The following is a 25,064-nucleotide window of genomic DNA, read 5'->3' on the forward strand; positions in this document are numbered from 1 at the left end:
CAAGGGTGTGTCGATCAGGCCGCACTGTTGCACGGAGGCGTGATTGGCCGTCATTGGGGGCGGGTGTCCCATTTCGGCAGCTTCGCGTTAAAGTTCGGTTACACCCAAACCGGAGGTCTGGTCTTGTCCTCACCCCCGCTCCAGGCTGCGACACCTCCCTTACCGGTCTGGTGGGAGATCGGGCGCCCTTCGCCCGACGAGGCTCCTGACTGGATCACCTGGGTGGCACCTCTGAGTGACTTTGGTGCTGCCCTCTACCGCAGCGTGGTGGTCACCGACGGTTCGATAGCCCTCACAGTCGAGTTGCATCGGCGCCGCGGCTCTGGCCACCAGATCATCTACCGCGGTCGGTGTGGCTTGCCGCTGGACCCCGAGGCAGTTGCCGAGCGCATCTCTGCTCTGTTGAGGGCAGCCGACGAAGCGGTCAGCAAGGCTTTGCAGGCCGGCAGCAGCAATGACCGTATGGCGGCGGAGCATGGGACGCCAACGTCACCCCTGCGCGGCGCTCCCCAGGGCACCCAACATGCCGCCCCGCCGGCCGGGGAGGATGATCCTGACCATTGCCTGCGGGAGCGAGCCTACTTCCTGTGGGAGCGGGAGGGGCGCCCGGAGGGGCGTGCCCTGGAGTTTTGGGAGCAAGCTTACCGGGAGGAGGCGAGGGCAGCGTGACGGTGGAGCACCCCAACCGTGACAGGCGCATCGGGGAGCCGGAGGAGCAGCCATGTCACTGAAGGTTCGGAAGCTTTACCGCAGCCCGAACGGCGACCGCTAGTGCCTCGCCCACGATCCCGGTTCGGGCCGGGTGTTCGTCAGGCACGAGCCCAACCTGCCATCCGGTGGGAGGAGCAGCGACATCAGCATCGGCGATTTCCTGGCGCGGGGCGGGCATGGCCCCGAGCATCAGGAGTTGCTGCGGCTGCTCGGGACCCTGGTGGATGGAGAGGAGCCTGCCTGATCCTCGGAGCCGCCCGCCAGGACCAGCCATCAGGATCAGTGGCAACCACTCCCGATCCGCCCGTACCGTGGACCAGCAGACGCTTCGAATGAGGATACCCGTCACGGCCGCATCTCCGGGCCGTCAGCCTTCCTTGGACGGCCGCGGCTGCGCAATGTCCCCTCGGCAGCTTTCGCGGCGCGATCCAATTCACGCTCGCGCTGCTTCCGCAGCCGATCGGCCGCGCGGCGCTCCTTTTCCTGCTGCTCGAAGGACATATCCGCTACAGCGGCCTTGGTGCCCGGCTTTGGTCCCGGCTTCGGACGCTGCACATCGAGGATGCCGGCTTCATCCACAGGTTCCAGCGTAACATCAGCAGAGATACCAGCTTCGCCGAGCATCCGCGCCAGCACCTCAGCCTGCCAGAGATCATAGAGGTAGACCGTGTAGGTGCCGTCGAACTCGGCCCTGCGGATCGCGCCGCGCATCACAAATTGCCAGATGTCCTCCTGCTCGCGGGCACGTTCCACCTCCTCGCGTGTCAGCCCGAATACGCCGAGTAGGATTGCGTCCTCAGGACGCGCCTTGCTGCTGTAGATGAAGGCACACGAGGACAGGTGCCGGTACTGGTTAGAGCCCGCAACCTTGGGTCGCACCTGCTTGCCCGGCAGGCGCTCCTCGAAGTAGTTGACCACTTCGGCGTTGCCACTCCAGTAGCCAAGATCATGCACGCCCTCAAGGTAACGGCAGACCGCGGCGAGGCAACGCTTGCCCTCAGAGTGCTTCTTAGAAGTTTTAGGGAACCACCATTCGGTCGAGCCGCGGTGGCCGTGTGTGAAGTAGCGGATGCGGACTTTTGACGCCTTCCGCAGCCCGGTGATGCCGAGTTCCCGCTGCACGAATTCCACCTCGTCGCCAAACCACTTCCGCGTCGCAAGGCAGGTGATGCTGTGAAAGAACCCGGACGCTGCGATGACCGACGTGGCGAAGGGTGCCAACTCAGCAGGAGTCCACGCTGACCACCAACGCACCGTTCGCCCGCGGTCCCGGGCATCGCGCCAGTCCGCCACATCCACGAAGACGCCCTGTGGAGACTTGGACCTCTTGTGGAAGGCTGCCAAATCCTTGACCAGATCATCCGCCATCACATCGGCCATGGTTGGAGCATTGCTGGCCAGCGACACCCGATACCAACCTGCCTCGTCGGTCGGCGAGAGTGCGTATGATGCCTCGAAGAACCGCGCCGAGCTTGGGATGTGAAACTCACCTGCAACGGCCGCCGAGGGAACCTCGTCGATCCGCATATGCCACCGCCTGCTCTCAACGCAACTGAAGTCGGTCTGCATCAGAGCCTCATGCGTGATGACAAGAATGACATGCGGCATTGCTGAGTACTCATCGATGGCGTCGGTGATCTCGCGGGTCACGCCGAGTGAGCGCCGGCCCTCGACCCGGCTGTGGATGGGCCGGATCATCGGCTCGGTGCCGGATTTCGCTGCCTCTCGGGAGAGGTCCAGAAGCTTCTCGCCGATCAACTCCGTTGTCGGCAGTGCGAACACATAGCGGCCCGGCACGCTGGTCATCTCGACCAGCAACTCATTAGTCTTCCCGCACCCCGGCGGGCCGCCGTATACCTCAACTCGAATCACGTCGTCTCTCCAATAGGCCCGCTGCAAAAGCTGCGCGGGTTTCGATCTGCTGAAATGAATGAGCGCCGGATAACGCGTCCGGCGCATGTCTATATAAGAATTGCTCGTGACCTATTTATCCGACCGGCTGCGCAGATGCGCGCCCGCTTCGCGGCCACACCTGCATCATACCTGCTTGGTGGAAGAGAAATCGACCATATAGATGCAGCAACGCGAAGCCGCCTGACCGACCGGGCACGCGCCGATGCGCGACGAAGCGCAGCGCAGGCGCGCGGCGAAGCGAGGGCACCGCAGGTGCCCACTGGCCGCGAGGTCAGGCTTGGGTCGGGCGCAGGCTGAAGCCGGGCAGAGCCCGGCCACGGCCGAGCGCGACCCGACCTCCATGTCCATTCCCCGCTCCGCAGTGCTACATCCATGCACCACCTGACCTGGGGCCTGCGGCCCCAGCGGAGTAGAATTCGCGGCCAAGCCATGAGCCGCGAACTGCACGCCACATCCCGCAGGTGGCCCGCTACATAGCTGAAGGGCGGGACGAGGGACGCGTTGAACCTACCGGGGCGGAACCGCGCAGGGCGCGCTTCCACCCGGCACGAGCAGACATGACAGGAACCGGGCCAAGGCCCTCGCTGGGCAAGGCGTCGCGGGCTCCGCCTCACCCGCGTTCCAGCCATGTCGCTCGCTGCACAGGCCAAGTTCGGCGGCATAAGGCGGTGCCATGGGTCCGCATGTAGGCTGCGTACCAAGTCAGCCGTAGGGCAGGGGAGGGATGTGCGTCAGGCGAAGTTATCAGTTCGCCCGACATGCGGCGGACAGATTAGCCCAGCAGGCGGAGCTTCCCCTCCGTGGATCGCGTGACCACGTATGCCGTGGTGCGGAATGCCTTGGTGCTCCGTCTCCTTGGGGCTGATACTCTCAAAGCGGCTGGAATGAAGCTGCCTTCCTATCCGCGGCTGCCACTGAGCTAGCTGTCACCTGCTGAGGCGATGTCGCCGGCGTGGTTGATCAGGTCGTCCACCGAAGCCTGAGCCAGCAGGGCACCAGCCGGCCATTGGAACGTTGTGCCCGGAGAGAGCACGCAGCGGGGCGGTTAGGGCACGGTTGGAGGCGTAAGCGGCGATGTTGGTCGTGAGAGACAATCCCGGTCTCGGCAGGTTCGAAATGGGCAGCGGCGATGCCATCGCCTTCGTCGAGTATCGACGGACCGGCAACCGGGTCGTGCTGACCCACACAGAGGTGCCCAAGGCACTGTCGGGGCAGGGCGTCGGGTCCAAGCTGGTTGGCGGTGTGCTGGAGGCCCTTCGAACTGAGGGCACGACGGTCGTCCCGCAATGTGAGTTTGTGGCGCGATTCATCCAACAGCACCCGGGGTACCGGAGCCTCGTCGCGGAGGACTGACGGCACGACCCCGCTCAGGTGAAGCATGTGTATGCCGCACCGTCTTGCCGGCACGGCCCTGCCTAGGCGGGGGTCCAATGGCTAGGAAGACGGGCCATCGAGCAACCAGCGCCGGTCGGAGGGCGTAAAGCAAGGCGCGCTGCCCAGCAGCCCGCCCGGGATCGCAAAGCTGGCCTGCATGGTGAGACGGTGCTTGTAGCGCTGTTTTCACTGGGCCGGCAGCGCTCGGTCATTGACCCCGCCGAAGTGCTTCGAAGTGACGATCGAAAGCGGCGACCGCTGAGCGACCCTACTGGCCGCTGAGGGAAAGCAGATCGTAGGCGAGCGCTGCTGACAGCCTTGGGACACTACCATGGTTCCTGTAGCAGCGTTGGCTGCGCTCCCCCTTGGATCAACAGATATGGTTACCGAATGCGCTGTCGCGCTGCCTAGTATGCTCCCGAGGGGGCTGCGACCATCCCCGCAGGAGGACCGGATGCTCAAGCTCGTGCCGCTGCGTGGCCGCCCCGACCTGCGAGCGCAGGTGTTCTCGGAGGTGTTCCTGGCGCTCTGGCCCGCCTTCATGGTGGAGGACCCCACTGCCGACTTGTTCTTCGCGCAGCCGCATCTTGACGCCTGCCTCGACACCGCCTTCGCCGTTGTTGATCCGGCCCGCCCCGAGGCTGCGGTGGGGCGGGCCTTTGCCGTGCCCTTCACCTTCGGAGTTCCTGGCCGGGAGAACCTGCCGGATGCGGGCTGGGATGGCGTGGTCAGATGGGCGCATGCCGACCGTGCCCTTGGCCGGGCGCCGAATGCGCTCAGCGCGCTGGAGATCACCCTGCTGCCCTCCCACCGGGGTAGGGGCGCCTCGCGTATGGTTCTCGACGCCATGCGGCAGCGGGCCGCCGAACTCGGCCTCAGCTACATGTTCGCGCCCGTGCGCCCCACGATGAAGCACTTGGAGCCATTCGTGCCCATGCAGGAGTACGCGGCCCGCACGGGCGGCGATGGGCTGCCCGCCGACCCTTGGCTACGGGTCCACGTCCGAGTGGGAGGCCATATCGTAAAGATCGCGCCGATCAGCATGGTGATCTCCGAGACGATCACCGACTGGCAGCGCTGGACAGGATCACAGTTCATTGCCACCGGCACTGTCGTCGTGCCGAGCGCCCTCGTGCCTGTGCATGTCTCGCTCGAACAGAACCACGCCGTCTACATCGAGCCGAACGTTTGGGTGCGGCACGTCGTGCCGGTGTGAATGTTGTCTTGTAGGGGCAGGCGTCCTCCGTAGCCCGTCAACACGGTTATCACCGCCGGGGCGCTCCAATGTCAGCGGTCATGCCACTCGGCCCCGCGGTGCCATTCTCGCCCAGCCATCTCAGAACTCGGCCAGGAGTCGTCCGGAAGCCTGAATCTTGTCGTCGATGCCGCACTGGCGCAGCGCGGCCCAGTAAGTGGCGGTGTTAAGAGCGGTCACTGACTTGCTCAGCCAGCATTCCGCACTCGCCGCGACCCGTGCCACGGGAAGGTTGGTACCGACGATGACAACCGCTACCACCTCTGGCCCACCCACCTCGATGATGGCGTCCCCTAGCTCCAGGCCAGGGGGCGATCAGCACCGGTCCGCCGCACCTGAGCCTTTCACTTACCCCACTGCGAAGCCGCTGTCTTCGAAGAACCCCCTCGCCTGTTCGTCGGCGACAGGCATGTAGGGCGTCACGAGCCTGATGCGCGTGATCCACTACAAGGGTGAAGTGCTGCCAGAAATACGTCGCCCCCGAGCGTCACGCCTACCTGCCCGTTGCTCCTGGCCATCAGCCTGCCCGAAAAAGACGGGCACCGACGCCACCGTCCGCGGACTCAGGCGCGCTGGCGAGAATGATGTGGTCGGGCTCCAAAGGTCAGCACCTCGTCGATGCCGTCCACCATGGTAGCGCGCATGTTCTCCAACTGCTGTCTGAACTCCACGTCGGTTCGGCTCAAGGCATTGGGAGCGCGAAACCGTCGGACGTGGTTGGTGACGCCGGGTGGGCGCATGGCATCGTACTCAGGCTGCACGGAGGTATTGTTGGAGGGCGCGAGCACCCCAAGCTTCATGGGCCTCCCGAGCGTGTCCGCCATCATCGTCTCCCTTACGCCGAAGCACGGCCGGAATGACGACCCGCCCAGCCTGGATGCGGTCATGCCGTCGTCAGGACGGCGGTCTGTCCTGGGGCCGCGACCCGGATGCCAACGTCTCGTTGATGCTTGTCCGTGATCGCCAGCGGTGCCTCATGCACGCCGTTGGCGTGCTTGTGCCTCGGCGCACCGCAACGCAGACTTCTTCGTCCCACACCGCACTGGCGGTGGTGAGTTACTTCGCATACTGTAGCTCCGCTTCTCCTGCGGGTCGGGGGGCACTGATGCAGTACTTGAGGACTGCTAGCCCGCAGCAGCAGCCGAGCTTATGCGACCTCGAATACCGCTTCGATTTCGACTGTGATGTTGAAGGGCAGCGACGCCATCCCTACGGCCGAGCGCGCGTGCCGCCCTCGATCCTCACCAAATACCTCGACGAACAGGTCCGAGCAGCCGTTGATGACCTTTGGGTGGTCGGCGAACTCGGGTGTGGCGTTCACCATGCCCAGCACCTTCACTACTCGGTTCACCGTGTCAAGGCTACCCACCGCGCCGCGCAGCACGGCCAGCAGCGCTAATCCGGTCAGCCGTGCATGCCCGTAGGCGTCCTCGGCGCTCACCTCCCGCCCAACCTTGCCTGTCGCCAACCCTCCCTCGGGCCTACTCGGCCCCAAGCCGGAAAGAAATATCAAGTTGCCTGTGCGGACATACGGGACGTTGTTGACGCCCGCGACGGGAGCCACCCGTGGCAACTCGATGGCTCGCTCCCGGAGCCGCTGCTCCGCGGAGCCTGTCCCGGCGCTCTGTGCTGCGCCGTACTGGGGTGCCGCCAAGGCGGCGGCTGTCAGACCGAAAGACATGGCTGTGCGGCGGCTGGGATTCCACATTGCGTACACCTCCGAAGCGCGTTTTTGTTTGTCTTGGGGACCAACCGCCGCGGGCAGCGAAGTTCCCTTAATGGCAACGGATTCAAGTGAACTATGAGGTCTTACGCCTCGCTCGTTGGCAGCCTGCTTACGTAACTCGGGAGACGTGGTACTCGACCCCCAACCCCTCGATCACGCGCCCTTCGCCGACAAACAGCGAGTGATTAACCCAGGCATAACGGGGGTCGCCGGTCTCCATGCGCGGTGTCGTGCGGAAGTATTGGTCCTCAAATCGTGTCGCCGTGCCGTTGGCGAAGGCCGCCGCGAAGGCGGTGTCCATCTCGATCAGGCCAGGGTAATGGGCGTAGATCAGCGCCCCGTCGTCGGTCCTTATCTGCGTTCGTACGTCGAGGATGCCCCAGCCAGACGGGTGGGCGATCAGCCAGTCGCCTCCACCGGGCAGAAGGGTGCCGTGAAGGCGCTCCCCCTCCACTCTGCCGTCGAAAGCGTGGAAGAAGATGCGATCGCCTCGTAGCCCTGCGCCAAACGCGAGCGGCGGTTCAAGCCGCGCACTCAGCATGAACTCGTGTTTCAACTCCATTGCGCTGCCTCCCTCCCGTTGTTCCACTTTGCGCGTGTGGTGATGCCATGCGGCGCCACTGGGTGGGACAGTTCGGAAACCCCGGTCGATCCATCCTGCACCGTCACCGCATGCGTCCGCGGTCACGGCCACGCGATTCATCCAGATCCGCATCTTCCTCATGGATCGTCTCAGCGGGACGCGCGGCATCGATGAACTGTTCTGGGCCACAAAGGCGCTACGGCGGCTGGGTGACGGACATCCACGAATGGGCTGGATGGCCAACTGGCAGACAGCACCTTGCAGATCGGAGCCGTTAAGACGTTCCTGCTCGCAACGGCGGCGTGTACCGTTTCGGGCATAGTTCCCGCGTGCTTTTAGCGGGTCAAGAATTCTAGTGTAGTCCGCAAAAGAGTTGGCCGCCTGGACTCGAAACCCTAGGCCGGGCACAGCCGCGGATGCTGGAGGTTCGTGACGATGGCATACGTCGATTGGAGTATCGAGGGTCCAGAGTACGCTAATTGCAATTGCGCCTGGGGCTGCCCATGCCAGTTCAACGCTTTGCCGACGGACGGCACCTGCCGCGCCGTCGCCGGCATGCGCATCGAGCGAGGTCACTTCGGGAGCACGCGCCTCGATGGGCTCGCGTGGGTAGGCACCTATGGCTGGCCCGGCCCAATTCACCTCGGCAATGGCACCCAGCAGTTCTTTATCGACGAGCGCGCCGATGCGGACCAGCGCAAGGCGCTGGTCGAGATACTGCACGGGCGGGAGACTGAGCCCGGCGCCACCGTCTTTCAGGTGTTCTCGACCACGATGAGCAACGTGCTCGACCCGGTGTTCACCAAGGTAGAGGTCGAGATTGACCCCGCCGCTTGCCACGGGCGGATTGTCGTGCCGGGTGTGATTGAGTCCACTGGCACGCCCATCAAGAGCCCTTTCACCGGTCAGGACCATCGTGTCCGCGTCTCCCTGCGCAGCGGCTTCGAGTACAGCGAGGCCGAGTACGGCAGTGGCTCAACGACGGCGACCGGCGGAGTGAAGCTGGCCTTCAAAGACAGCTACGGCCAGTTCGCCCGCATCCACCTGACCCAGAGCGGTATCCCGAAGCGCCCGTGATGGGCCGCCAAAGCGCGCTTGAAGTCGCCCTGTCCTGGGATCGTCTTCCGGTCCTAGCCGCGCTTGCGGGCCTAATCGGCCTGTCCTGGGCGTACCTCGCCATGATGGCAGGTGGCATGCACGGGATTGCCGACGCGCCAGACATGCCCGGCATGGCGCAGGGTGCGATGGACATGCTGCGGTCCGTGCCTTGGAGCGCGGCCCACTTCAGCATGATGCTCGGCATGTGGGCGGTGATGATGGTGGGCATGATGCTCCCCGCTGCGACGCCCATGATTCTGCTCTTCGCTACCTTCGCCCGGCGGAGCCGTGAGCAGGGGCACCGTGTGGCGTCGGTTGGCATCTTCGTGGCGGGCTACCTTGCTGTCTGGACCGCCTTCGCCCTCGCGGCCACGATTTTGCAGTGGGCACTGGACCGAGCCGCGCTTCTCTCCCCACACATGGCCGCCGCGAGCCCGATCCTCGGCGGGGCGATCCTGATCGCCGCCGGGCTTTACCAGTGGACGCCGCTCAAAGACGCCTGCCTGGGGCTGTGCCGCTCCCCGGCCGCCTTCGTGATGGGCCGCTGGCGCGCTGGGCCGGGCGGCGCTTTCCGAATGGGGGCCGAGCATGGGGCCTTTTGCATGGGCTGCTGCTGGGCGCTGATGGCACTGCTGTTCGTCGGCGGGGTGATGAACCTGCTCTGGGTCGCGGCCATCACGCTGGCCGTCCTGGCTGAGAAGCTGGCGCCCAGGGGTAGGTGGATCGCAAGGGCGCTTGGCGCCGCGATGGTGCTTGGCGGCGCCTGGGTCCTTGCGGTCGGGATGGGGCATGGTCCCGTGAGGCACGGGTAAAGGTTCAACCTGCTCGCGGGAAACACGCTGGCCCCAGAAGCGAGAAAGGAGGACTGGCCATGCCGAGGGACGCCCAGGACCACGCCGTCACCGTCGCCTCCGAGGAGGCGGCGCGCGCCTTCGACCACGCCGTCGAGGGCTACCTGATGCACCGCGCCAACGCCGCTCAGCGGATCGCCCCGGTGCTCGCCGCCGACCCGGAGTTCGGCATGGCCCACGTCCTCAGGGGCTACCTGCCCATGACCGCCTACGACGGGGCCTTCCTCCCGCGTTCCCGCGAGGCGCTGGCCGAGGCCCGGCGCCACCTCGCGCGTGCGACGCCGCGGGAGCGGGCGCATGCCGAGGCGCTGTCCTTCTGGATCGACGGCGAGGTCGGCCGGGCGCTCTCGACGTGGGAGGACATCCTGGCCGAACACCCGCGCGACGTGTTGGCCTTCCGCATGCACCACTTCGTCGCCTTCTGGTCCGGCATGCCGGAGCGGATGCTGGCCGGGGTAGAGCGGGTTCTGCCACGCTGGTCCGCCTCTGTACCGGGCTGGGGCGCCGTACTGGCCAGCCGCGCCTTCGCCCACGAGGAGTGCGGCAGCTACGTCGTCGCCGAGGCGTCCGGCCGCGAGGCGTTGATGCTGGACCCGGCCAACCTCTGGGCCACCCACGCGGTGGCGCACGTCATGGAAATGCAGGGCCGCCGGGGCGAGGGCATCCGGTTCCTCTCCGGGTTGGAGCAGCACTGGGAGGGGGGCAACGCCATCACCCACCACCTATGGTGGCACCGTGCGATGTACCACCTTGAGCGGCGAGAGTTCGGGGAGGCGCTGGGCCTCTATGACCGACGCTTCCGCGACCTCGCCTCGCCGCTCGCGCAGGCAATGCCGGACTTCATCGTCGATGCGCAGAACGCCGCCTCGATGTTGTTCCGCTTGGAGTTGCGCGGTGTGGCGGTGGGAGACCGCTGGGTGGAGTTGGCCGACAAGGCGGAGGCGCGGGTCGGCGACCACCTCTCGCCCTTCACCTTGCCGCACCGGATGATGGCGCTCGCCGCGACGGGGCGGTGGGCGGCGGCGGACCGTATGCTGGGGACGATGCGCGAGGCCGCTCGGGCGAACCGGGGCGACCATGCGGCGGTGCTGCGCGATGCTGCCATCCCGGTTTGTGAGGCGGTTCTGGCGCACCGCCGGGGCGACTACGCGGTCGCGGTAGAGGCGATGCGTCCGGCGCTCGGGGTGATGTACCGCCTGGGCGGCAGCCACGCGCAGCAGGACGTGCTTGAGCAGCTATTCTTCGACGCCGCAGTGAGGGCGGGGCTGGACGAGGACGCGCGCCTGCTTCTGGAACGGGTGGCAGGGCAGCACCCGGTACCGCCGGAGCGGCGGGTGGGCTACGTTGAAGCGGCAGGTCGCATCCCTCACTGAAGGTGCCGAGGATGAGCGCACGTCGGCAGGAGCGGCGCGCACCTCCCTCCACGGGCGCACCCGTCACCATGAATGACTGATGGTGAAGTGGGCGGAGGGTGGGTTACCCGCAAAAGGCCGCCGGACACGCTATGGCGCTGTCCGCTCGCGTTCGCGGCGTACCTCGTAGGCGGCGACGTGGCAGCGGGCGAGCCGCAGGACGGGCGTAGGCACCCCCATGCGGTCTGCCCGCTCCGTGAGGTCGCCGAGGGTGTGCTCGCCCTCGGTAGGGCCACCGCGCTCCATGTCGCGCAGCATCGAGGCGGTCAGCGTCGAACCTTCCTTCGTTAGCACCCCCATCAGGAAGTCCATGAAGGCGGGCCGGGGTTCGTGCCCGGCCGCTGCGGCCACCGCCCGACACTCGGCGAGCAGCATGAGGATCGCGTCTCGACCCCCGGGCACGGCGAGGATGTCCCCGATCGCCGCGCGCATCAGGCAGGTGATGCCCGCGGTCGTGGACAGCGCCACCCACTTCTCCCACATCTCCTGCACGATCTGCTCGCTGGCCTGCGGGGCGAAGTTCGCCCTCTCAAAGGCCGCAGCAATGGCCCGCACGCGCTCGCTCACGCCGCCCGCGATCTCGCCGAAGATCAGATCGTGGTTGGGCATCATTCGTTGGAGAACTTGTCCCTCGGGGCCGAGGGTCGCGGCGATTCTCGCCGCGCCGCCGAGCACGCGCGCCGGACCGAACCGCTTGGCCAGGAGGTTGAGGTGGCGCATCCCGTTCAGCAGGGGGAGGATGGCTGTGTCAGGGCCGACCGCGGGCGTCATGTCGTCCATCGCAGGGTCGAGCGAGTACGCCTTCACGGAGAGCAGGATCAGGTCGTAGGGTCCGTCGAGGCTACTGGCCGTCACGGCGCGGGGTCGGAGGTCGGCGTCGCCATGCTGGCTTTCGATGCGCAGCCCGTGCCGCGCGATCTGCTCGGCGCGGGCGGCGCGGACGAGGAAGGTCACGTCGCGGCCCGCTTCTACAAGGCGCCCGCCGTAGTAGCCGCCTAGCGCCCCGGCGCCGATCACCAAAATGCGCATGATCCCGTCCTCTCTCCGGCTAGTGGAAAGTGCGTCTGCGCCCTGCATTATGGACTGTCGTGGGGCGCTGCCGGTAATGGATATTTGCAGGGTATCGAGCATGTATAGATATTCTCATGCCCACAACGTCCGCGTGTGCCGTTTCGAATGCAGTTCCCGCGTGCTTTGTTGGCGAGCAGGACACTAAAGTCTCGCTATGGTGGAGTAGCGTCAACAGGGCGCCGCCTTGTCATGGTGATCTGCACATAGCGCAACCTCCCCTGGCTGGCCGTCAATGCACCGCGGAGGCAGCTATGTCGGAAGGAACGCATGCGCCAACACCACGCGCGATCGACAATGCCAAGCTACAGCAGTTCATTAGCAAAATGCTGGGTGACCTTGGGGGGCGCAGCAAACGTACCGCTGGTCCGAATGGGCGGTGCCCAAGGTCTCTATCGAGCTTTGCATACTCGTGGTCCGATGACCTGCGCCGAACTGACACAGCGAGCAAAGGTCCACCAGCGCTACCTGTTAACATGATCCTTGAGGCTCGGCTTCAGCCCCAGAAAAACTCTGAAAGTGGCTAGGCGTAGGTCACTGCGCCCAGGTGCCGTCGCAACGGAACCCACAATACTAGGGAGAGAGGCGTAATGCGCGTCCACAACATCTATGCCGACGAGCAGGGCGAGAGCCACTTCCGCGACATCGAGGTCGAGTGGGCGGAGGAGGGGCCGGACGGAACGACCTCCAAGCGCTTCCCCGCCGCGGGGATCATCTTCCGCAAAACACCCGGTGACTGGCACTTTGACTGGCACACAGCGACGCGACGCCAGTATGTGATCAACCTTGACGGGTCACACAAGATCACGGCCAGCGACGGAGAAACCCGCACCATTGGCGAGGGTGAGGTGATCCTGATTGAGGATATGCACGGCAAAGGCCACCTCTCCGAGGCGCTGGGCAAACTCCGGCACTCAATCCTGATCCCGGTGGACTGACGATGTGGACAGTGCGCTTGGGAATGCTCTGCGGTTCACATCAAGCGCCTACTGGCCCGAATGAAAGGACAACCTCATGCTGAGAAGAATTCTGGGCGCAGTCACGATCGCCGCCCCGGTCGGAGTGGCTGCGCCGTCGCTGGCCCAGACGGCACGAGACCTCATGGGTTCGTGGACCCCCATCTCCGTCACCTCCGCAGCCCCGGGCCGCGATGCAGCCGCGCTTGGCGATCCACCGAGCGGCACCATGATGTTCGGCAGTGACGGACGTTTCGCTCTGATCTTCCTCCGAAGTGACTTGCCGAAATTCGCTTCCAATAGCCGCGCGTCAGGCACCCCGGAGGAGAACCGGGCTGTCGTGCAGGGAAGCATCGCCCTCTTTGGTACCTACGCGGTGGAGGACGCTGGCAAGACCCTGATCCTGCGTATCGAGAACGGGACATTCCCTAACTGGGCAGGCGCCGAGCAGCGCCGTGAAATGAAGCTTAGTGGAGACCAGTTGGTCTACTCGACATCCGGCTCTGGCGGAGTTGCCGCAACGGTAACGCTGCGACGGACCATGTAGGAGGGCTCTGTCGTGCTCACGCTCTACTACGCCCCGGGCTCATCCTCGATGGCGTCGCACCTCGCGCTTGTGAAGGCGGGTGCGGAGTACGAGGCGAGGCTCGTCGATGAGGCAGCGAACGGGCACCGTACCGAGACGTACCTGCGGGTCAATCTGCTCGGGAAGGTGCCCGCCTTGCGGCAAGTGGGAGACGATTGGGATGACGGAGTTTGACGCGGGCAAGACCTACCTACTGGTACACGGCTCGTGGGTGGGAGGGTGGTTTTGGGCGCCCGTGGCCGAGCGGCTGCGCGGCATGGGCCACCGCGTCTTCGCTCCGACCCTGACCGGCCTAGGGGAGCGCCGCCACCTGCTCTCACTCGATGTCACGCTGGACACCACAGTCGATGACGTTGCGCATGTTATTGAGGCTGAGGAACTACGAGATATCATCCTGATCGGGCATAGCTTTGGGGGCATCCCGATTACAGGTGTTGCTGATCGCCTGCCCGAAAGCATCCGGCACCTCGTTTATCTCGACGCCAATATTCCCGAGAGCGGCAGGAGCTTCCTCGACGCACTTCCGCCCGAGATTGCGGAGACACGACGGCAGGCGGCGCGGGCGGCAGGCGGCAGGGTGCCTGCGCTTCCTCCGCCGCTCGCAGCAATTGGCGCACTTGGGGTTCCCGAGGGCTCGGTGGCCGACTGGCTGAGGCGCCGCATGACACCAATGCCGCTCGCCTATTACGAGACGCCGCTGACGCTGAACCGTCCCGTTGGCAACGGACGACCCTGTACCTTCATATCCTTCACCAATCCAGCGTCGCCCCCACAAGAATCCAGCCGTCGATGGGCACGCGGCCGAGCAGGCTGGGGCTGGATGGAGTTGGCCGTCGGCCATGCGGCACCGGTCACGGCACCGGACGAGGTAGCACGGCTCCTCGCGGGGATCAGCTAGTCCGGGTCGAGCGCATTACCTATCTGACCAAGGTGCAGGAAACACGGCTACTGGCGAGCTACAGCGCATGGGCCGACCCGGTGATGCTGCCGTGCGAGACTGGGATACGAACCCAAGAAGCGTTGCGGCTGGACTGGCGGTGCGTCGATTGGGAAAGAGGCGTCCTGCTGGTCGCCGGTCCTCACTCCGTGCAGGAGGTCGCCCCAGGCTGACCACTGGTAGGGGCGCCCGATGAATGCTGCGTAGGGTCCGGCTGGCCGGTTGGCGCCCGCCCTGAAGCAATGGCCCATAGGTGTTAGGGAGAAACACCGGTTCTCCTCCTCGCGGAACACTCCGACGGCCGCGAGCGCACGCAGCAGGTGGAAGAGCGAACCGGGGTTGGCTCCTGTCCTGGCCGCGAGGTCGTCGCTGCCGCGCGGCTCGTCCCCAAGGAGGTCGGCGATGCCTAGCGTCGCCGCGACGTAGATGGCCTGCGAGACTTGATAGCCGTTAGCGAGACGCATGAGTTCGGCAGATGGGTTTTGCTCGGCCAGCATTCTCCACCTATGCTGCCAGTGACGGCTGTTTCTTTCGGCCCGCCTACCCATGGTAGCGTTGCACTCAAGATGGCCTGCCTGATGCTTGTTTACCCTAGGTTTGGGCGCGTCTTTGCAACGCTGGGGCGCTGCTCAATGTGCTCCCACCACGTGGACAGGCGTGGGTGGCGGGATAGCATTGCGCGGCCGTCCTCGGTACGGGCGAAGTAGTCAAGGATTGGCACGAGGTGCAGGTCGGCGAGGCTGAGATCACTGCCGATCAGGAACTCCTGCCCATCCATCAGCCCCTCGATGGCGGCCAGCACCCGCCCGCACCGGGGCATCGCCTCGTCAATAACCCCCGCGTCGGGTGTCCCGCCGCGCATCGGCACGACGACGCGTTGGACGAAGACGGTGATTACCATCGGCGACCAACCGTAGTGATCGAGCACGGCGCAGACCTGGGCCATGCGCGCCCGGCGCTTCGCGCCGGCCGGTTGCAGCGCCGGGCCTGGGAATGCCTCGTCCACGTATCTAGCGATGGCGACGGTTTCGTAGAGGGAGAAGCCGTCGTGCTCCAAGACCGGGACCTTGCCCCAGGGGTGGCGCGCAAGGTGCTCAGCCTTCTGGCCGTCGCCCGCGAGGGTGTCTACCTCGCGCAGGTCGTAGGCAGTCCCCTTCTCCTCCAGCGCGAGCCGGGCCGTGCGCGTGTAGGTGCTGTAGGCGGGGCCATAGAGCACGACGGGCATTTCGGAGTCTCCTCTTTCGAACCGGGCACAACGGTGGTGAATGGAATGAAGCGGCCGCCTGCCCCGCCGTCGATCTCGACCTCCTGCCGGTTGGGGGTAGCCGCCAACCGGCGCGGACGCGCAGGGCGGATGAGGCGCCCGCTGGACGACACCACCCCAGACGCATCAACGGATGGGGATCATCAGGTGCTCGTAGGGCGTGCCCGGCCACATGACGTAGGGCTGCGTCGTGTCCGGCTGCACGCCTCTTGGATAACCCGCCATGCGGCCCACCGCGGGACCGACAATCATCACATGTGGACCTGTGTCGATCCAGGCGCCTCCCTGCAAGGGGCCTGTGGCGTATGGGTCGGTGTTGCTCGCGTCGGAGCCCCCAGCGAGCATAAACACGAAGCCGATCTTATCGGGCGGCGGCCTCTTGCCGATCCAGGCGCCCGCCCACTCCATCGCGTTCTGGTCAAGGCACATGGGGTCCTGGCCTGGGCTGGCCGGGCTGTCGGGCATGCAGGTCCAGCCGTTACTGCCTTCCCGAAGCGTGCGCGCGTTATTGCTGGCGTCCATAACGATGATGGTCGCGCCCTCGGCCACCGACTTCGGTGCGGCTGACATCGCGCTGGTGATCAGGTCTTGGTCCGATATGGGGCGCTGCTGCGCCCCCGGCGCTACGCCATGTCCATGGAGTGTAGGGGCTGTACTCGGCGCCTGCTGCGCCCAGGCCGTTCCGCCGAGCAAGAGGACCGCGGCAGCCGTGACAACGTTCCGCATTTTTTCGCCTCCTCTTTTTTTTATCGGGGAAGCATCCGGCCAGAGCGTTTGGCTTGAAAGAAATTAAATTGAAATGACGCGCTCGTTACGCGGGCCATGAACAGCAAACGCCAGCATGGTCGCTGGGCGAGATGCGGCAGGTAAGCCCATCCGACCGTCCACAACGGCCGCGTGTGCCGTTTCGGATGTAGTTCCCGCGTGCTTTGTTGCCGTAGGGGACACTAAAATCCCTCCGTGGAGGAAAGCGTCAACAGACCGGTGCTCTCGCTGGCCTCTGCGTGACGCCGATCTTCGGACATCAGGAATGTGGAGATTACCATCCGGGAAAGGCACGCCAACTTCGCCGATCTTTGTGACCCAACCAGCGACGAGCTAGCCTTCCGCATTTACTGTCGGTCCCTGTCGCCCGAGCGACTAGGGAGAGACCGGAAGAAAGTCGAGGTGGCCCATCTCTACGGCAATGCGGATGGTCCGCGCTCCTCCGCCGTGACGGCCTGGGCTGGTTTCGGAATGCGCTGAACACAGGGGGAAGCCGATGCAAGCCAAACCCGACGTGATCGCTTTGGATACTCAGCCCGAGCCCGTCGGAGGCGATCGCAGGCGATGCGCCGTTCTGGTCGTCGATATGCAAAACGATTTCGGCGCTCGGGGCGGCATGTTCGACCGGGCAGGCATTGATATCACCCCGATCGAGCGGGTGGTCGAGCCCACGGCGCAGGTCTTGGCCGCTGCGCGCAGTGCCGGGCTTCCCATCGGCTATCTCAGGATGCAGCACAGCCCCGACCTCGCCGACACCGGGGGACCTGGGTCACCACACTCGATCAAGCACGCACGGTTGGGAGTGGGGAAGGAGGTATCCGCGCCCGATGGCCGGGCGAGCCGTATCCTCGTCAGGGACACGTGAGACACCGACATTCTGCCACGGCTCGCCCCGCAGGCAGGCGATGTAATCATCCCTAAGCACCGCTACAGCGGGTTCTTTCAAACGGACCTCGACAAGGGGCTGAGCGAGCGGAACATCCAGCATCTCGTGGTGACCGGCTGCACGACCAGCGTGTGCGTGGAATCGACAGTCCGGGACGCGATGTTCCGCGACTACCACTGTGTGGTACTCGCCGATTGCACGGCGGAGCCGATTGCCAACGATCAGCAGCGGACGAACCACGCAGCGTCGCTGCTGACCATCCAACTGCTGTTCGGGTGGGTGTCGGAATCTGGACGTTTCGTCGAGGCTATCACTGGGTCATTGAGATAACGGGAGGACAGGCCGATGTGCGATGACGATCTTGCTGGATCGAACGGGTCTGCTGGCTCTAAACCGCGGGTATGTACAATACGGACGCAGCCAAGCTGTACGCTGCTTTTCGACCGACTGCATTGGCTGTCCACAGACACGGGCAGGCCGACCGAGATCGAGGTCAGGTTCGTTAGCGGGCAGCGGTAGCCGAGGCTATGCGGAAGAAGCCGATGTGCCTTGAAAGGGTGCTTCGGCGGTTCCGCGGCCACCGCATTGCGGTCAGAAAGTGACTCCATCGGGAACGCCATGCCGCCATCGTCTGATCCTGCTGTGCTCGGGGGAGACAAGATGCATCACTGGCCAGATGCTTCACATCGACGGTGAGCACTACTTGCTTGGCCGACTTCCCGATGAAGTTGCAGGAGGGCTCGTCAACCTCGGTGTTCAAGGAGAAGGTCGTGTTTGATCATGAGGTGTTTGAACTGGGCGATGTCGTCCTGCAATCCGGGTTGACACTGCGTGGGACCAAGCTGGCCTACAAGACCTACGGGCGGCTGAGCGCCGCGAAAGACAACGCTATCGTCTATCCCACATGGTACTCTGGGCAGCATACCGAAAATGAGTGGCTGATGGGTTCTGGAATGGCGCTTGATCCGGAGAAGTACTTCATTGTGGTTCCGAACATGTTCGGCAACGGCCTGTCCTCCTCGCCTAGCAACACTCCCCCGCCCTGGGACCGCGCTCGCTTCCCTGGCGTGACGGTCCATGACAATGTGGCCTGCCAGCACCGATTAGTGACCGAGGTGTTTGGAATCGAACGGTTGCGGCTGGTGGTTGGCTGGTCGATGGGCGCACAGCAGACCTTCGAGTGGGCAGTGGCTTATCCCAAAATGGTGGAGTGCATCGCCCCGTTCTGCGGGTCTGCCCGAACCTCGCGGCACAACTTCGTGTTCCTTGAGGGGGTGAAGGCGGCGCTGACCGCTGACGCCGCCTTCCAAGGTGGTTGGTACGAGCGCCAGCCCACCAAGGGCCTGCGCGCAATGGCGCGGGTCTATGCGGGTTGGGGGTTCTCGCAAGCATTCTACCGCGAACGTCTGGACATGGAGGGAATGGGCTTCGCCTCGCTGGAAGATTTCCTTACCGGGTTCTGGGAGGGATTGTTCTTGCCGCGTGATGCCAACAACCTCTTAGCCATGTTGTGGACGTGGCAGCACGCAGACATCTCGGCCAATCGGACCTATTGCGGCGACTTCGACCGGGCGCTAGGCGCGATCACGGCCAAAGCGTTGGTGATGCCTGGACAAACGGACCTTTACTTCCCTCCCGAAGATAGCCAGTACGAGGTCGCCCACATGCCGAATGCGGAGTTACGCACCATTCCGTCCGTCTGGGGTCATTGCGCCGGAGGCCCAGGATTAAACCCGGCCGATGTGAGGTACATCGACGAGGCATTGAAGGGGCTCCTGCGATCGTAGTCCTCCGGACTGCGTGGGATTCAGCAACTTGCGCCAACCATAGTTAGTTCGACTATAAAATGTGTTCTGTCTCGGGCTCCTGGCCTATCACGTCGCTCCCGACGACCCACTCGCCCCCTCGTGCGGGCAGCATCGCCGGACGAGCGGTTGAGTATAGGTTGCGGCGATGGAGTGGCATGATCGGCGACGGCCACTCGCCTGTTGGAGCGGGCGGAAGGGGATCATCACCGCCGGAAGCCTGAGGTTGTGGGGGTGGCCGCCTCGACCTGTCAGCGGGTGGACGCCACCTCGGCCACCTCCGCTGTTTCGTTCAATTGCTCAAGTAGCCTTGCGTAGATGACGCGCTGCGACCGAAGGGTGTTCCGTACCTCGCTGTAGACCTCACGCAAGCTAAAATGGCGACCATTGCTGGCAATAAACACATTTCGGTTCGCGGCGATCGAATCCAGATCGACCGCATCAGATGCTCGCCGAGAGGGCGTGCGAGCGAGTTCGCGTAAGAATCGGCGCGAACCGTCCGCGCCGAGGAAATGTACCATGTAAAGGTCAGCGTGCGTCACGGGTCGCCGCAGGATCATCGCAAGGTTGGCCTTCTCGCGTTCCAAGCGCGCCATCGCCAGCGCGGCGGACAGACGTGAGTCGTCCCGCAACATCAAAAGCTCAGCCAGCAAGCGGCGATCGCGGACTGTGATCTCCCCAGTGTCAGGGTTGGTAGTTAGGGCGACAACATAGGAGGCCAAGCCGTGGGCTTTTCCGTGGTCCCGGATCGCCTCAAGCCACGCCGCCCGAGTGAACTGCATCAGCCCGCGCGCTGTAGAAGCTGGGTTCTGGGCTTCTGGATCGCAGCGGCTCTCCCGCCATGCCAGGGAAAAAAGCAGCACGTGGTTGTCCAGGCGCCTCCCTCCAGCGCTCTGCAACGCCACGAGGACGTGCGGGCTGATCGACGGGAGCACGGCAGCATCGGCCTTGGGCGGAGACGCTGCCACCGGGCGAGTTCGACTACGATGGCTCGCTACGACAGGGATGTTTTTTGCGGCAGCGCGTCGGCCAGACATAGATCGGGTCGCGCTCCGTGCCGGAGCACGCAATTGCGGTCGGTGCGCTATGCCACGCTGCTGGCGATGGCCGTCAGCGGACGCTTGGCGTTGCGTGGCGGCTTCGCTTCCGCGGTTCATCGCTGTAGCAAGCAAGAAGAATATTCCAAGGGCCGTCGCGATAGCCAGTTGGATCACCGCACTCATGGCAGAGGTCCGCACATCTGTTCTAGCGGCGCTGGGGACGGCGCCGTGCCGTAGCGGGCTTTGCACGCAGGTTCTCCTTGAGGGTGGGAGACGCGTAAGCTGTCCGCCCGAAGTGGTTGGACGATGTTGACCTGTTGGCTCACTTCGGACGATGCGGACAAGTGGTAGGAAAGTTAGAGTACTTGGTGTTGATGAACGCCGAAGTGATGAAATCCTAGGGATGGTATCATTCACGTTTTGAAAAAGGTGACAAACTGAGCCGCGCTCGAACACGAACGCAACGTCTAGTTCGTACTTTTCAACGCTGGGTTTCTGCTCACCTACCTGCATTAGACCTGCGAATATACTCTGTACGTCAGTTCAGTCCCGATCGCACGCGGCTCATGTGTGTTGAGCAGCCGAGGCGTTCTCCAAACGGGGAGAATCAAGCGGCATGATCTGAGAGGCTGCCGAGCTATTGTCCGCGCTGCCAACGGCCGCGCGAATTTCCGCCATGGTCGGAGTTTTACCATCTGAACCCGTACCGACGCCGAAGGCCTATCGGCAGCGGCAGTCTCCCTGTTTGACACGCGACAGAACGCGATACAGGCGAATGAGCAGGTAGTATCCATCATGCGTGAGAGGCAGATCGCACCGAACCCGCCTACCGTCGTGATGGGCCAGACCGCTATTGTCGCGGCAGCCAATGACTAGCCCGGCGGGCCGATCGACGGCTTAACCCCCGGCGGGCGCCCCACCGAATTCCGCTCGGGACAGCCGGGCCGTCCCGTTCCTTCATATCGTCGTCTACGCCGCGCCGACCCGCTAACCTTTTCATACGCAGAACAGCGCCTCCGCCATAATTGCCGTGGACATGACAGGGCTGGGCTCCGCACAGTCAGGCCCCGACCGGAGGGCATGCCGCCATGGCTACTTTCGTCGTCACTGGTATCGTGCGGGTGATCACATACCCCAACCAGCGCCGGGACGAACCCGTGCAGCGGATTATCGAGGCCGAGACCGAGGCGAAGGCCCGTGGGGAATTTGTCGCCAGCCTAACGGTCGATGAGGAGTTCTCAGCAACGCAACGCATCGCCGAGGTCACCCACGTCCTTCAGGTCATCACGGGCGGGGTAGCCGCGGACTGGACCAGTAGGGAACCCGTGCCGATGACCCAGATGGGGTACTAGCCGCACGTCCGAAGCGGGAACCTCAGCGTTCCTCACGGTGCTTCAAAGCTACGCTTGGCGTCAGCACCAGCGGCCGGATGCCGTCAGGGCTCAGGTGGCCACCAGAGGCGGTGACAATGCCACGCTTAGCCAGGGTTGCGGCGATCTCCCGCTAGCCGAAATCGAGGCCGATCTCCTTACTGCCTGAACATGCGCCCGATTGCAGTGGCGATCCTCGATGCGGCGGCCTAGGCCGGCTGGCGATCGCCGACGGCCTTCAGCTTGCTGACGAGGTTCGCCTTTTCGAACTGCACCACTACGCCCAAAACCTGCCGGATCAGGTCTTGCGTCGGGGCGGGTGGTGTCGAGGGATGGCGTATCAGGGGCGCGATCTCACTATTTTCCCGAACCGCCATCGGCACTCAAGGATTGCACGGCCAACTGGTCCTGCTTGCCTTCTCGGTAATCGATGACCGTGTTGACGTGGGTTATCAAGTCGGCACTGCCTAGCAGCCGTCCGTCGCGGTGAACGCGATCGAAGATTACGGAGCCATAGCTCACCGGAAAGCCGCCTTCGTAGCGGAAAGCTTCAGCGCCGCGGGAGCATTCCACCCGGACACGTCGGAGCCGCCAGCGGGTGATGTCCTCCGCCGTGCATGCGAAGCCCATGCTGGTTAGGCCGCCGAAGAACCCTGACGCTGTTCCAGCATCAACCGACTGACTGCCGACCAACGTCACCGGGATGGGCAAGGCGAGCCTTCGGTGCTGCCACCATGGCATTGCTCCATTGCCCGCCGTAGCGGCATCTACCGAGGCGACGAGGATGGCGAGCGCAAGACGAGACATCATCCCTGAACGAGGCCTCCGTCACGCCGCACCTTGGTGGCACGAACCGGAAGATGCTGCTCCTGGCAGCGTGCATCGTCATCTTCCGATCGCGCTGATCACCGCGAAATGTTCGCTGTCGTTCACAGGCCGCAAATGTAGCGCCAGCGATCGCGCACGGTGGAGTCCAAAGCACACGAGGGTGACCACTCCACGCCGATTTGATGCGTCTGCAGAATGTATGCGGCAATCAGGCGAGCTTACGCTGACTGGCGGGCTGCGAACCGGTGCTGCTTGAACGCGAGGTTGCATGTTGCTGATGTCGAGACTTAGGGAGGCCGCACGGAAAGTGGATTGCCTCTCCTTTGCATACGGTGGGGGCGACGTGTCGGAGCTTGTCGCTCTCCTCCGGCAGATTGCCAGACGTGAGCACTGCATGATGGAGTACACCGTAGCCTCGGGATGCCCGGGGATCATCACGGTGCGTTTCGTGCGACAGGGCACCACGGTCTTGGCCGGCATGGCTCGTTAGATATCCCATAGACGCCGAATAACGCCGTTGGCGAGCAGTCCTACCAAGGTTCAACAGCGACATGGGTAGCCGGGCTTGTCCGCAGAGCGACCAGACTGGGAAGATGGCCGCTACGTTCGGAACCAACGGTGCGGTCTCAATGATGCCCTCAGGCATAGGGGTGATAATCTGGTCAATGCCGCGACTTGCCGATGTCCGCGTGGCGGTATTTCCGAGAGTGCCGCGGCACGATATTTGGTCTGCATCCCAAGCGAAGGGCCACACGTTCCTGGCAAGCGTGCAAGTTCCGTGCTGTCAATGTCGTTCTCGGCTGAACGCACGACCTCAAAGCCGAACCGATTGTAAAAGGTGAGTAGCCGTTCGCGGCCAGCCAATACGATGAGGCGAACTGGCCGACCTGTGCGGTCGGCGTAGCTGCACAGTGCGCTAAGTACTTGGGCGCCCGCCCCTGGTGGCGCACATGGGCGGCGGCAGAGCCAGTCGAGGTCGATGCTGGTCAGCCCATCTTGCACCGTCAACTGAACCCCGAGCCGGTCGGCATAGTCCCGGAGCGCGTCGATCTCAGCCGATGCGCTCTCGATCGCAGCATGCCTCGGCGGTGCGATGTATAGAAGCTTCCCGCTACTGAACAACGGCGGCGGGGATGTACCCAGCCCATCCATCACGGGCGGTCATCCTGGCTAGGGGTTGTATGAGACCGCGGAGGCTTCGCCGGTTCGCATGGCGCTAAGTGGGGGACCTGGGGCAGGCCACTGCACGTAGCCCTATCCGGCGGCAGAACGGCCGCCATCGTCGGCAGGAGCAGACTAATGCAGGGTTCTTTGGCTATGAGGTGCCCGTTGAATGCGTCACGCGCCTCTATGCCGGTGTGGTTGCGGGCAATCCAGAAATGCCTCCCGACCAGGGTGAGAATGGCGATTTCTCTGCGACCTTGGCCGATGAGGATGTCGGCCCTTGCACCCGGGACTGCTACCACAAAGCGCTGCAAACATTCGCGTTCAGCGTCCCGAAGCCTTCGTGGGTGAGGGAAGGGGAGGACGGCGCCGCAGCGCATCTTGGTGTTCCTAAACTGCTATATTCAATCATAAGTTGTGATTGAGCATCTACACAACATCCGGCTTCCCGATCCCCAGCGGTGATGCGGGAAAACCACACTGAGCAGAACTACCCTGAGTTGTCTCTCAGCGGGGTTGGACAGGCGCCTTCTACCTCTGATAGAAAAAGGCCCGGTAAGCCTTTGTTTCCTGGGAGTGGCATCATGCAGATTGCGCCGATCTTCACTGAAGCCGATTACAGGCGCGTTCTGAATGAGATTAAGCGTCTTGTTGCCGCTGAACCTGATCTTGGAACGCCGGACGGAGAATGGGTGGAAGCCTTAACCTCCGCTGCCGAGGTGTTCGAGGCAGGCCACAACCTTTTGGACCTCGCCGATATCGCGGCACGGTAAGCAGCCGTCGCTCGCACCGTAGTTGGCATGGAATTTAGCATGCAGTGGAATGTGGCCGTCACGGCAGGGCAGGTGGGTTCAGCCACCCTCAACCCACGCGGGCCTGCTAACAGCACTCCTCCCGATTTGCTGCATGTAGGCAGGGCCGGTGCCTATGAGGATCAGCCTTCCAAAACGACATTGGCCAGCCCTGCCAATGGCGTCCGCGACCTATGGGCGAAAGCGAGGCGCCACTGGCTCGGTGCGACGTTGCCAGCCTGATCATGCATTTCGAATACCAAGACGCGCTGATCTGCTGCACTACGGTGATAAGCGTTCGTCTTGGATATTATGCTCTCCGTCCAACCATGATACGAGCTTGGGTAGGTGGAGCTACGTGGTCATACGACAGCGGCGGATCACCGGACCTTCGTCGCCACATCCAGCCTCAAGCTCCGTAAAGCCGCGGGTCGGCGTAAGCTTGCAAGGACGACGTAGCCAAGGCCACAGCGAGCTTGGCTACCCCTGGTTTAAATCGGCTGAACCGCTGGGCTGGCGTGCTAGATTGCGTGACAGTAAGCAAGACGTGCGTGCCATAGTCTAATAGGCTCGGGACCATACCCCGGCCAAAGGACAGGCAATATGACGGTCCTGACCTTCTGCCAATTATTCTGCGAACCTCTCGGCTGCGAGGTCGCTGGATCGTGCAAGTCAACACC

General features: G+C 64.0%; 23 protein-coding genes and 1 pseudogene. 14 read left to right on the top strand and 10 right to left on the bottom strand.

Annotated elements, in window-relative coordinates; translation table 11 throughout:
- Window positions 1-462: 462 nt before the first annotated feature.
- A complete protein-coding gene (locus LH62_RS29405) occupies window positions 463-669 on the top strand; it encodes a DUF2934 domain-containing protein (RefSeq protein WP_082012875.1) in 207 nt (68 codons plus the stop codon).
- Between the two features lie 387 nt (window positions 670-1,056).
- Here LH62_RS29405 and LH62_RS19285 read toward each other — a convergent pair whose 3' ends face one another.
- On the bottom strand, window positions 1,057-2,529 hold the full coding sequence (locus tag LH62_RS19285; RefSeq protein WP_043363676.1) for a hypothetical protein: 1,473 nt from the start codon (window positions 2,527-2,529) through the stop codon (window positions 1,057-1,059).
- Between the two features lie 1,212 nt (window positions 2,530-3,741).
- Between LH62_RS19285 and LH62_RS19290 the strand changes: the two genes are divergently transcribed.
- Both LH62_RS19290 and LH62_RS19295 read left to right on the top strand, forming a co-directional pair.
- Window positions 3,742-3,978 carry a GNAT family N-acetyltransferase gene (locus LH62_RS19290; protein ID WP_236552579.1) on the top strand — a complete coding sequence of 79 codons (237 nt, stop codon included), beginning with the start codon at window positions 3,742-3,744 and terminating at the stop codon, window positions 3,976-3,978.
- 475 nt (window positions 3,979-4,453) lie between these two features.
- A complete protein-coding gene (locus LH62_RS19295; RefSeq protein WP_201445547.1) occupies window positions 4,454-5,215 on the top strand; it encodes a hypothetical protein in 762 nt (253 codons plus the stop codon).
- Between the two features lie 602 nt (window positions 5,216-5,817).
- Here the strand turns inward: LH62_RS19295 and LH62_RS19305 are convergent.
- The 3 genes from LH62_RS19305 to LH62_RS19315 form a co-directional block, all read right to left on the bottom strand.
- The gene (locus LH62_RS19305) at window positions 5,818-6,078 is read right to left on the bottom strand and encodes a hypothetical protein (RefSeq protein ID WP_144404543.1); all 261 of its coding nucleotides are present in this window, start codon (window positions 6,076-6,078) and stop codon (window positions 5,818-5,820) included.
- 323 nt (window positions 6,079-6,401) lie between these two features.
- A complete protein-coding gene (locus LH62_RS19310) occupies window positions 6,402-6,962 on the bottom strand; it encodes a RidA family protein (RefSeq protein WP_369796790.1) in 561 nt (186 codons plus the stop codon).
- Window positions 6,963-7,089: 127 nt separating this feature from the next.
- Window positions 7,090-7,542, bottom strand: a complete 453-nt coding sequence (locus tag LH62_RS19315; RefSeq protein ID WP_043363679.1) for a DUF3237 domain-containing protein — start codon at window positions 7,540-7,542, stop codon at window positions 7,090-7,092.
- 456 nt (window positions 7,543-7,998) lie between these two features.
- Between LH62_RS19315 and LH62_RS19320 the strand changes: the two genes are divergently transcribed.
- From LH62_RS19320 to LH62_RS19330, 3 genes are read left to right on the top strand one after another with little or no spacing between them, the layout of a single operon-like run.
- Window positions 7,999-8,640 carry a DUF1326 domain-containing protein gene (locus LH62_RS19320; protein ID WP_043363680.1) on the top strand — a complete coding sequence of 214 codons (642 nt, stop codon included), beginning with the start codon at window positions 7,999-8,001 and terminating at the stop codon, window positions 8,638-8,640.
- Entirely contained in the window at window positions 8,640-9,473 is an 834-nt protein-coding gene (locus LH62_RS19325; RefSeq protein ID WP_043363681.1) for a DUF2182 domain-containing protein, read from the top strand. Before LH62_RS19320 ends, LH62_RS19325 begins: the two co-directional genes overlap by 1 nt.
- A gap of 59 nt (window positions 9,474-9,532) precedes the next feature.
- Entirely contained in the window at window positions 9,533-10,885 is a 1,353-nt protein-coding gene (locus LH62_RS19330; protein WP_052214708.1) for a tetratricopeptide repeat protein, read from the top strand.
- 129 nt (window positions 10,886-11,014) lie between these two features.
- On the opposite strand, the gene panE is transcribed toward LH62_RS19330, so the two are convergent.
- Window positions 11,015-11,953 (bottom strand): 2-dehydropantoate 2-reductase, encoded by a 939-nt coding sequence (gene panE / locus LH62_RS19335; RefSeq protein WP_043366193.1) that lies wholly within the window; start codon window positions 11,951-11,953, stop codon window positions 11,015-11,017.
- A gap of 629 nt (window positions 11,954-12,582) precedes the next feature.
- Here panE and LH62_RS19340 point away from each other — a divergent pair.
- The 4 genes from LH62_RS19340 to LH62_RS29410 all read left to right on the top strand — a co-directional run bounded on the left by LH62_RS19340 (window position 12,583) and on the right by LH62_RS29410 (window position 14,432).
- Window positions 12,583-12,930: a hypothetical protein gene (locus LH62_RS19340; protein ID WP_043363682.1), complete on the top strand. Its 348-nt coding sequence runs from the start codon at window positions 12,583-12,585 to the stop codon at window positions 12,928-12,930.
- Between the two features lie 76 nt (window positions 12,931-13,006).
- The gene (locus LH62_RS19345) at window positions 13,007-13,495 is read left to right on the top strand and encodes a lipocalin-like domain-containing protein (protein ID WP_052214709.1); all 489 of its coding nucleotides are present in this window, start codon (window positions 13,007-13,009) and stop codon (window positions 13,493-13,495) included.
- A 12-nt stretch (window positions 13,496-13,507) separates the two neighbouring features.
- Complete coding sequence (locus LH62_RS19350; protein ID WP_052214710.1) at window positions 13,508-13,708, top strand: hypothetical protein; 201 nt, start codon at window positions 13,508-13,510, stop codon at window positions 13,706-13,708.
- Window positions 13,695-14,432: an alpha/beta fold hydrolase gene (locus LH62_RS29410; RefSeq protein WP_082012665.1), complete on the top strand. Its 738-nt coding sequence runs from the start codon at window positions 13,695-13,697 to the stop codon at window positions 14,430-14,432. Before LH62_RS19350 ends, LH62_RS29410 begins: the two co-directional genes overlap by 14 nt.
- A gap of 47 nt (window positions 14,433-14,479) precedes the next feature.
- On the opposite strand, the gene LH62_RS32735 is transcribed toward LH62_RS29410, so the two are convergent.
- From LH62_RS32735 to LH62_RS19365, 3 genes are all read right to left on the bottom strand, one after another.
- Window positions 14,480-15,019: a methyltransferase dimerization domain-containing protein gene (locus LH62_RS32735; protein ID WP_082012666.1), complete on the bottom strand. Its 540-nt coding sequence runs from the start codon at window positions 15,017-15,019 to the stop codon at window positions 14,480-14,482.
- Window positions 15,020-15,057: 38 nt separating this feature from the next.
- The gene (locus LH62_RS19360; RefSeq protein WP_043363683.1) at window positions 15,058-15,696 is read right to left on the bottom strand and encodes a glutathione S-transferase family protein; all 639 of its coding nucleotides are present in this window, start codon (window positions 15,694-15,696) and stop codon (window positions 15,058-15,060) included.
- A gap of 165 nt (window positions 15,697-15,861) precedes the next feature.
- On the bottom strand, window positions 15,862-16,305 hold the full coding sequence (locus LH62_RS19365; protein WP_144404544.1) for a hypothetical protein: 444 nt from the start codon (window positions 16,303-16,305) through the stop codon (window positions 15,862-15,864).
- A 691-nt stretch (window positions 16,306-16,996) separates the two neighbouring features.
- Here LH62_RS19365 and LH62_RS32095 point away from each other — a divergent pair.
- Together LH62_RS32095 and LH62_RS19375 are read left to right on the top strand one after the other, a co-directional pair.
- Window positions 16,997-17,716, top strand: a pseudogene (locus tag LH62_RS32095) (cysteine hydrolase).
- A gap of 377 nt (window positions 17,717-18,093) precedes the next feature.
- Window positions 18,094-19,173 (top strand): alpha/beta fold hydrolase, encoded by a 1,080-nt coding sequence (locus LH62_RS19375; protein WP_236552580.1) that lies wholly within the window; start codon window positions 18,094-18,096, stop codon window positions 19,171-19,173.
- A gap of 269 nt (window positions 19,174-19,442) precedes the next feature.
- Here the strand turns inward: LH62_RS19375 and LH62_RS31220 are convergent, their stop codons facing one another.
- On the bottom strand, window positions 19,443-20,054 hold the full coding sequence (locus LH62_RS31220; protein ID WP_160299856.1) for a transglycosylase SLT domain-containing protein: 612 nt from the start codon (window positions 20,052-20,054) through the stop codon (window positions 19,443-19,445).
- 1,265 nt (window positions 20,055-21,319) lie between these two features.
- On the opposite strand from LH62_RS31220, the gene LH62_RS19385 reads away from it, so the two are divergent.
- Entirely contained in the window at window positions 21,320-21,583 is a 264-nt protein-coding gene (locus tag LH62_RS19385) for a hypothetical protein (protein ID WP_043363684.1), read from the top strand.
- A gap of 375 nt (window positions 21,584-21,958) precedes the next feature.
- Here the strand turns inward: LH62_RS19385 and LH62_RS30420 are convergent, their stop codons facing one another.
- Window positions 21,959-22,411 carry a hypothetical protein gene (locus LH62_RS30420; protein WP_144404546.1) on the bottom strand — a complete coding sequence of 151 codons (453 nt, stop codon included), beginning with the start codon at window positions 22,409-22,411 and terminating at the stop codon, window positions 21,959-21,961.
- Window positions 22,412-24,177: 1,766 nt separating this feature from the next.
- Here LH62_RS30420 and LH62_RS30425 point away from each other — a divergent pair.
- The gene (locus tag LH62_RS30425; RefSeq protein ID WP_144404547.1) at window positions 24,178-24,366 is read left to right on the top strand and encodes a hypothetical protein; all 189 of its coding nucleotides are present in this window, start codon (window positions 24,178-24,180) and stop codon (window positions 24,364-24,366) included.
- Window positions 24,367-25,064: the final 698 nt, after the last annotated feature.

Source organism: Belnapia sp. F-4-1 (genome assembly GCF_000802185.1).
Classification (GTDB): Bacteria; Pseudomonadota; Alphaproteobacteria; order Acetobacterales; family Acetobacteraceae; genus Belnapia.

Bases quoted from the DNA above. Each gene is read 5' to 3' on its own strand.
- LH62_RS19330 (WP_052214708.1), top strand. From the start codon at position 9,533: ATGCCGAGGGACGCCCAGGACCACGCCGTCACCGTCGCCTCCGAGGAG.
- LH62_RS19385 (WP_043363684.1), top strand. From the start codon at position 21,320: ATGGCTACTTTCGTCGTCACTGGTATCGTGCGGGTGATCACATACCCC.
- LH62_RS19310 (WP_369796790.1), bottom strand. From the start codon at position 6,962: ATGTGGAATCCCAGCCGCCGCACAGCCATGTCTTTCGGTCTGACAGCC.
- panE (WP_043366193.1), bottom strand. From the start codon at position 11,953: ATGCGCATTTTGGTGATCGGCGCCGGGGCGCTAGGCGGCTACTACGGC.
- LH62_RS19360 (WP_043363683.1), bottom strand. From the start codon at position 15,696: ATGCCCGTCGTGCTCTATGGCCCCGCCTACAGCACCTACACGCGCACG.
- LH62_RS19295 (WP_201445547.1), top strand. From the start codon at position 4,454: ATGCTCAAGCTCGTGCCGCTGCGTGGCCGCCCCGACCTGCGAGCGCAG.
- LH62_RS19345 (WP_052214709.1), top strand. From the start codon at position 13,007: ATGCTGAGAAGAATTCTGGGCGCAGTCACGATCGCCGCCCCGGTCGGA.
- LH62_RS29410 (WP_082012665.1), top strand. From the start codon at position 13,695: ATGACGGAGTTTGACGCGGGCAAGACCTACCTACTGGTACACGGCTCG.
- LH62_RS30425 (WP_144404547.1), top strand. From the start codon at position 24,178: ATGCAGATTGCGCCGATCTTCACTGAAGCCGATTACAGGCGCGTTCTG.
- LH62_RS32735 (WP_082012666.1), bottom strand. From the start codon at position 15,019: ATGGGTAGGCGGGCCGAAAGAAACAGCCGTCACTGGCAGCATAGGTGG.
- LH62_RS19290 (WP_236552579.1), top strand. From the start codon at position 3,742: ATGGGCAGCGGCGATGCCATCGCCTTCGTCGAGTATCGACGGACCGGC.
- LH62_RS19320 (WP_043363680.1), top strand. From the start codon at position 7,999: ATGGCATACGTCGATTGGAGTATCGAGGGTCCAGAGTACGCTAATTGC.
- LH62_RS29405 (WP_082012875.1), top strand. From the start codon at position 463: ATGGCGGCGGAGCATGGGACGCCAACGTCACCCCTGCGCGGCGCTCCC.
- LH62_RS19340 (WP_043363682.1), top strand. From the start codon at position 12,583: ATGCGCGTCCACAACATCTATGCCGACGAGCAGGGCGAGAGCCACTTC.
- LH62_RS30420 (WP_144404546.1), bottom strand. From the start codon at position 22,411: ATGATGTCTCGTCTTGCGCTCGCCATCCTCGTCGCCTCGGTAGATGCC.
- LH62_RS19365 (WP_144404544.1), bottom strand. From the start codon at position 16,305: ATGTCAGCCGCACCGAAGTCGGTGGCCGAGGGCGCGACCATCATCGTT.
- LH62_RS19305 (WP_144404543.1), bottom strand. From the start codon at position 6,078: ATGGCGGACACGCTCGGGAGGCCCATGAAGCTTGGGGTGCTCGCGCCC.
- LH62_RS19315 (WP_043363679.1), bottom strand. From the start codon at position 7,542: ATGGAGTTGAAACACGAGTTCATGCTGAGTGCGCGGCTTGAACCGCCG.
- LH62_RS19325 (WP_043363681.1), top strand. From the start codon at position 8,640: ATGGGCCGCCAAAGCGCGCTTGAAGTCGCCCTGTCCTGGGATCGTCTT.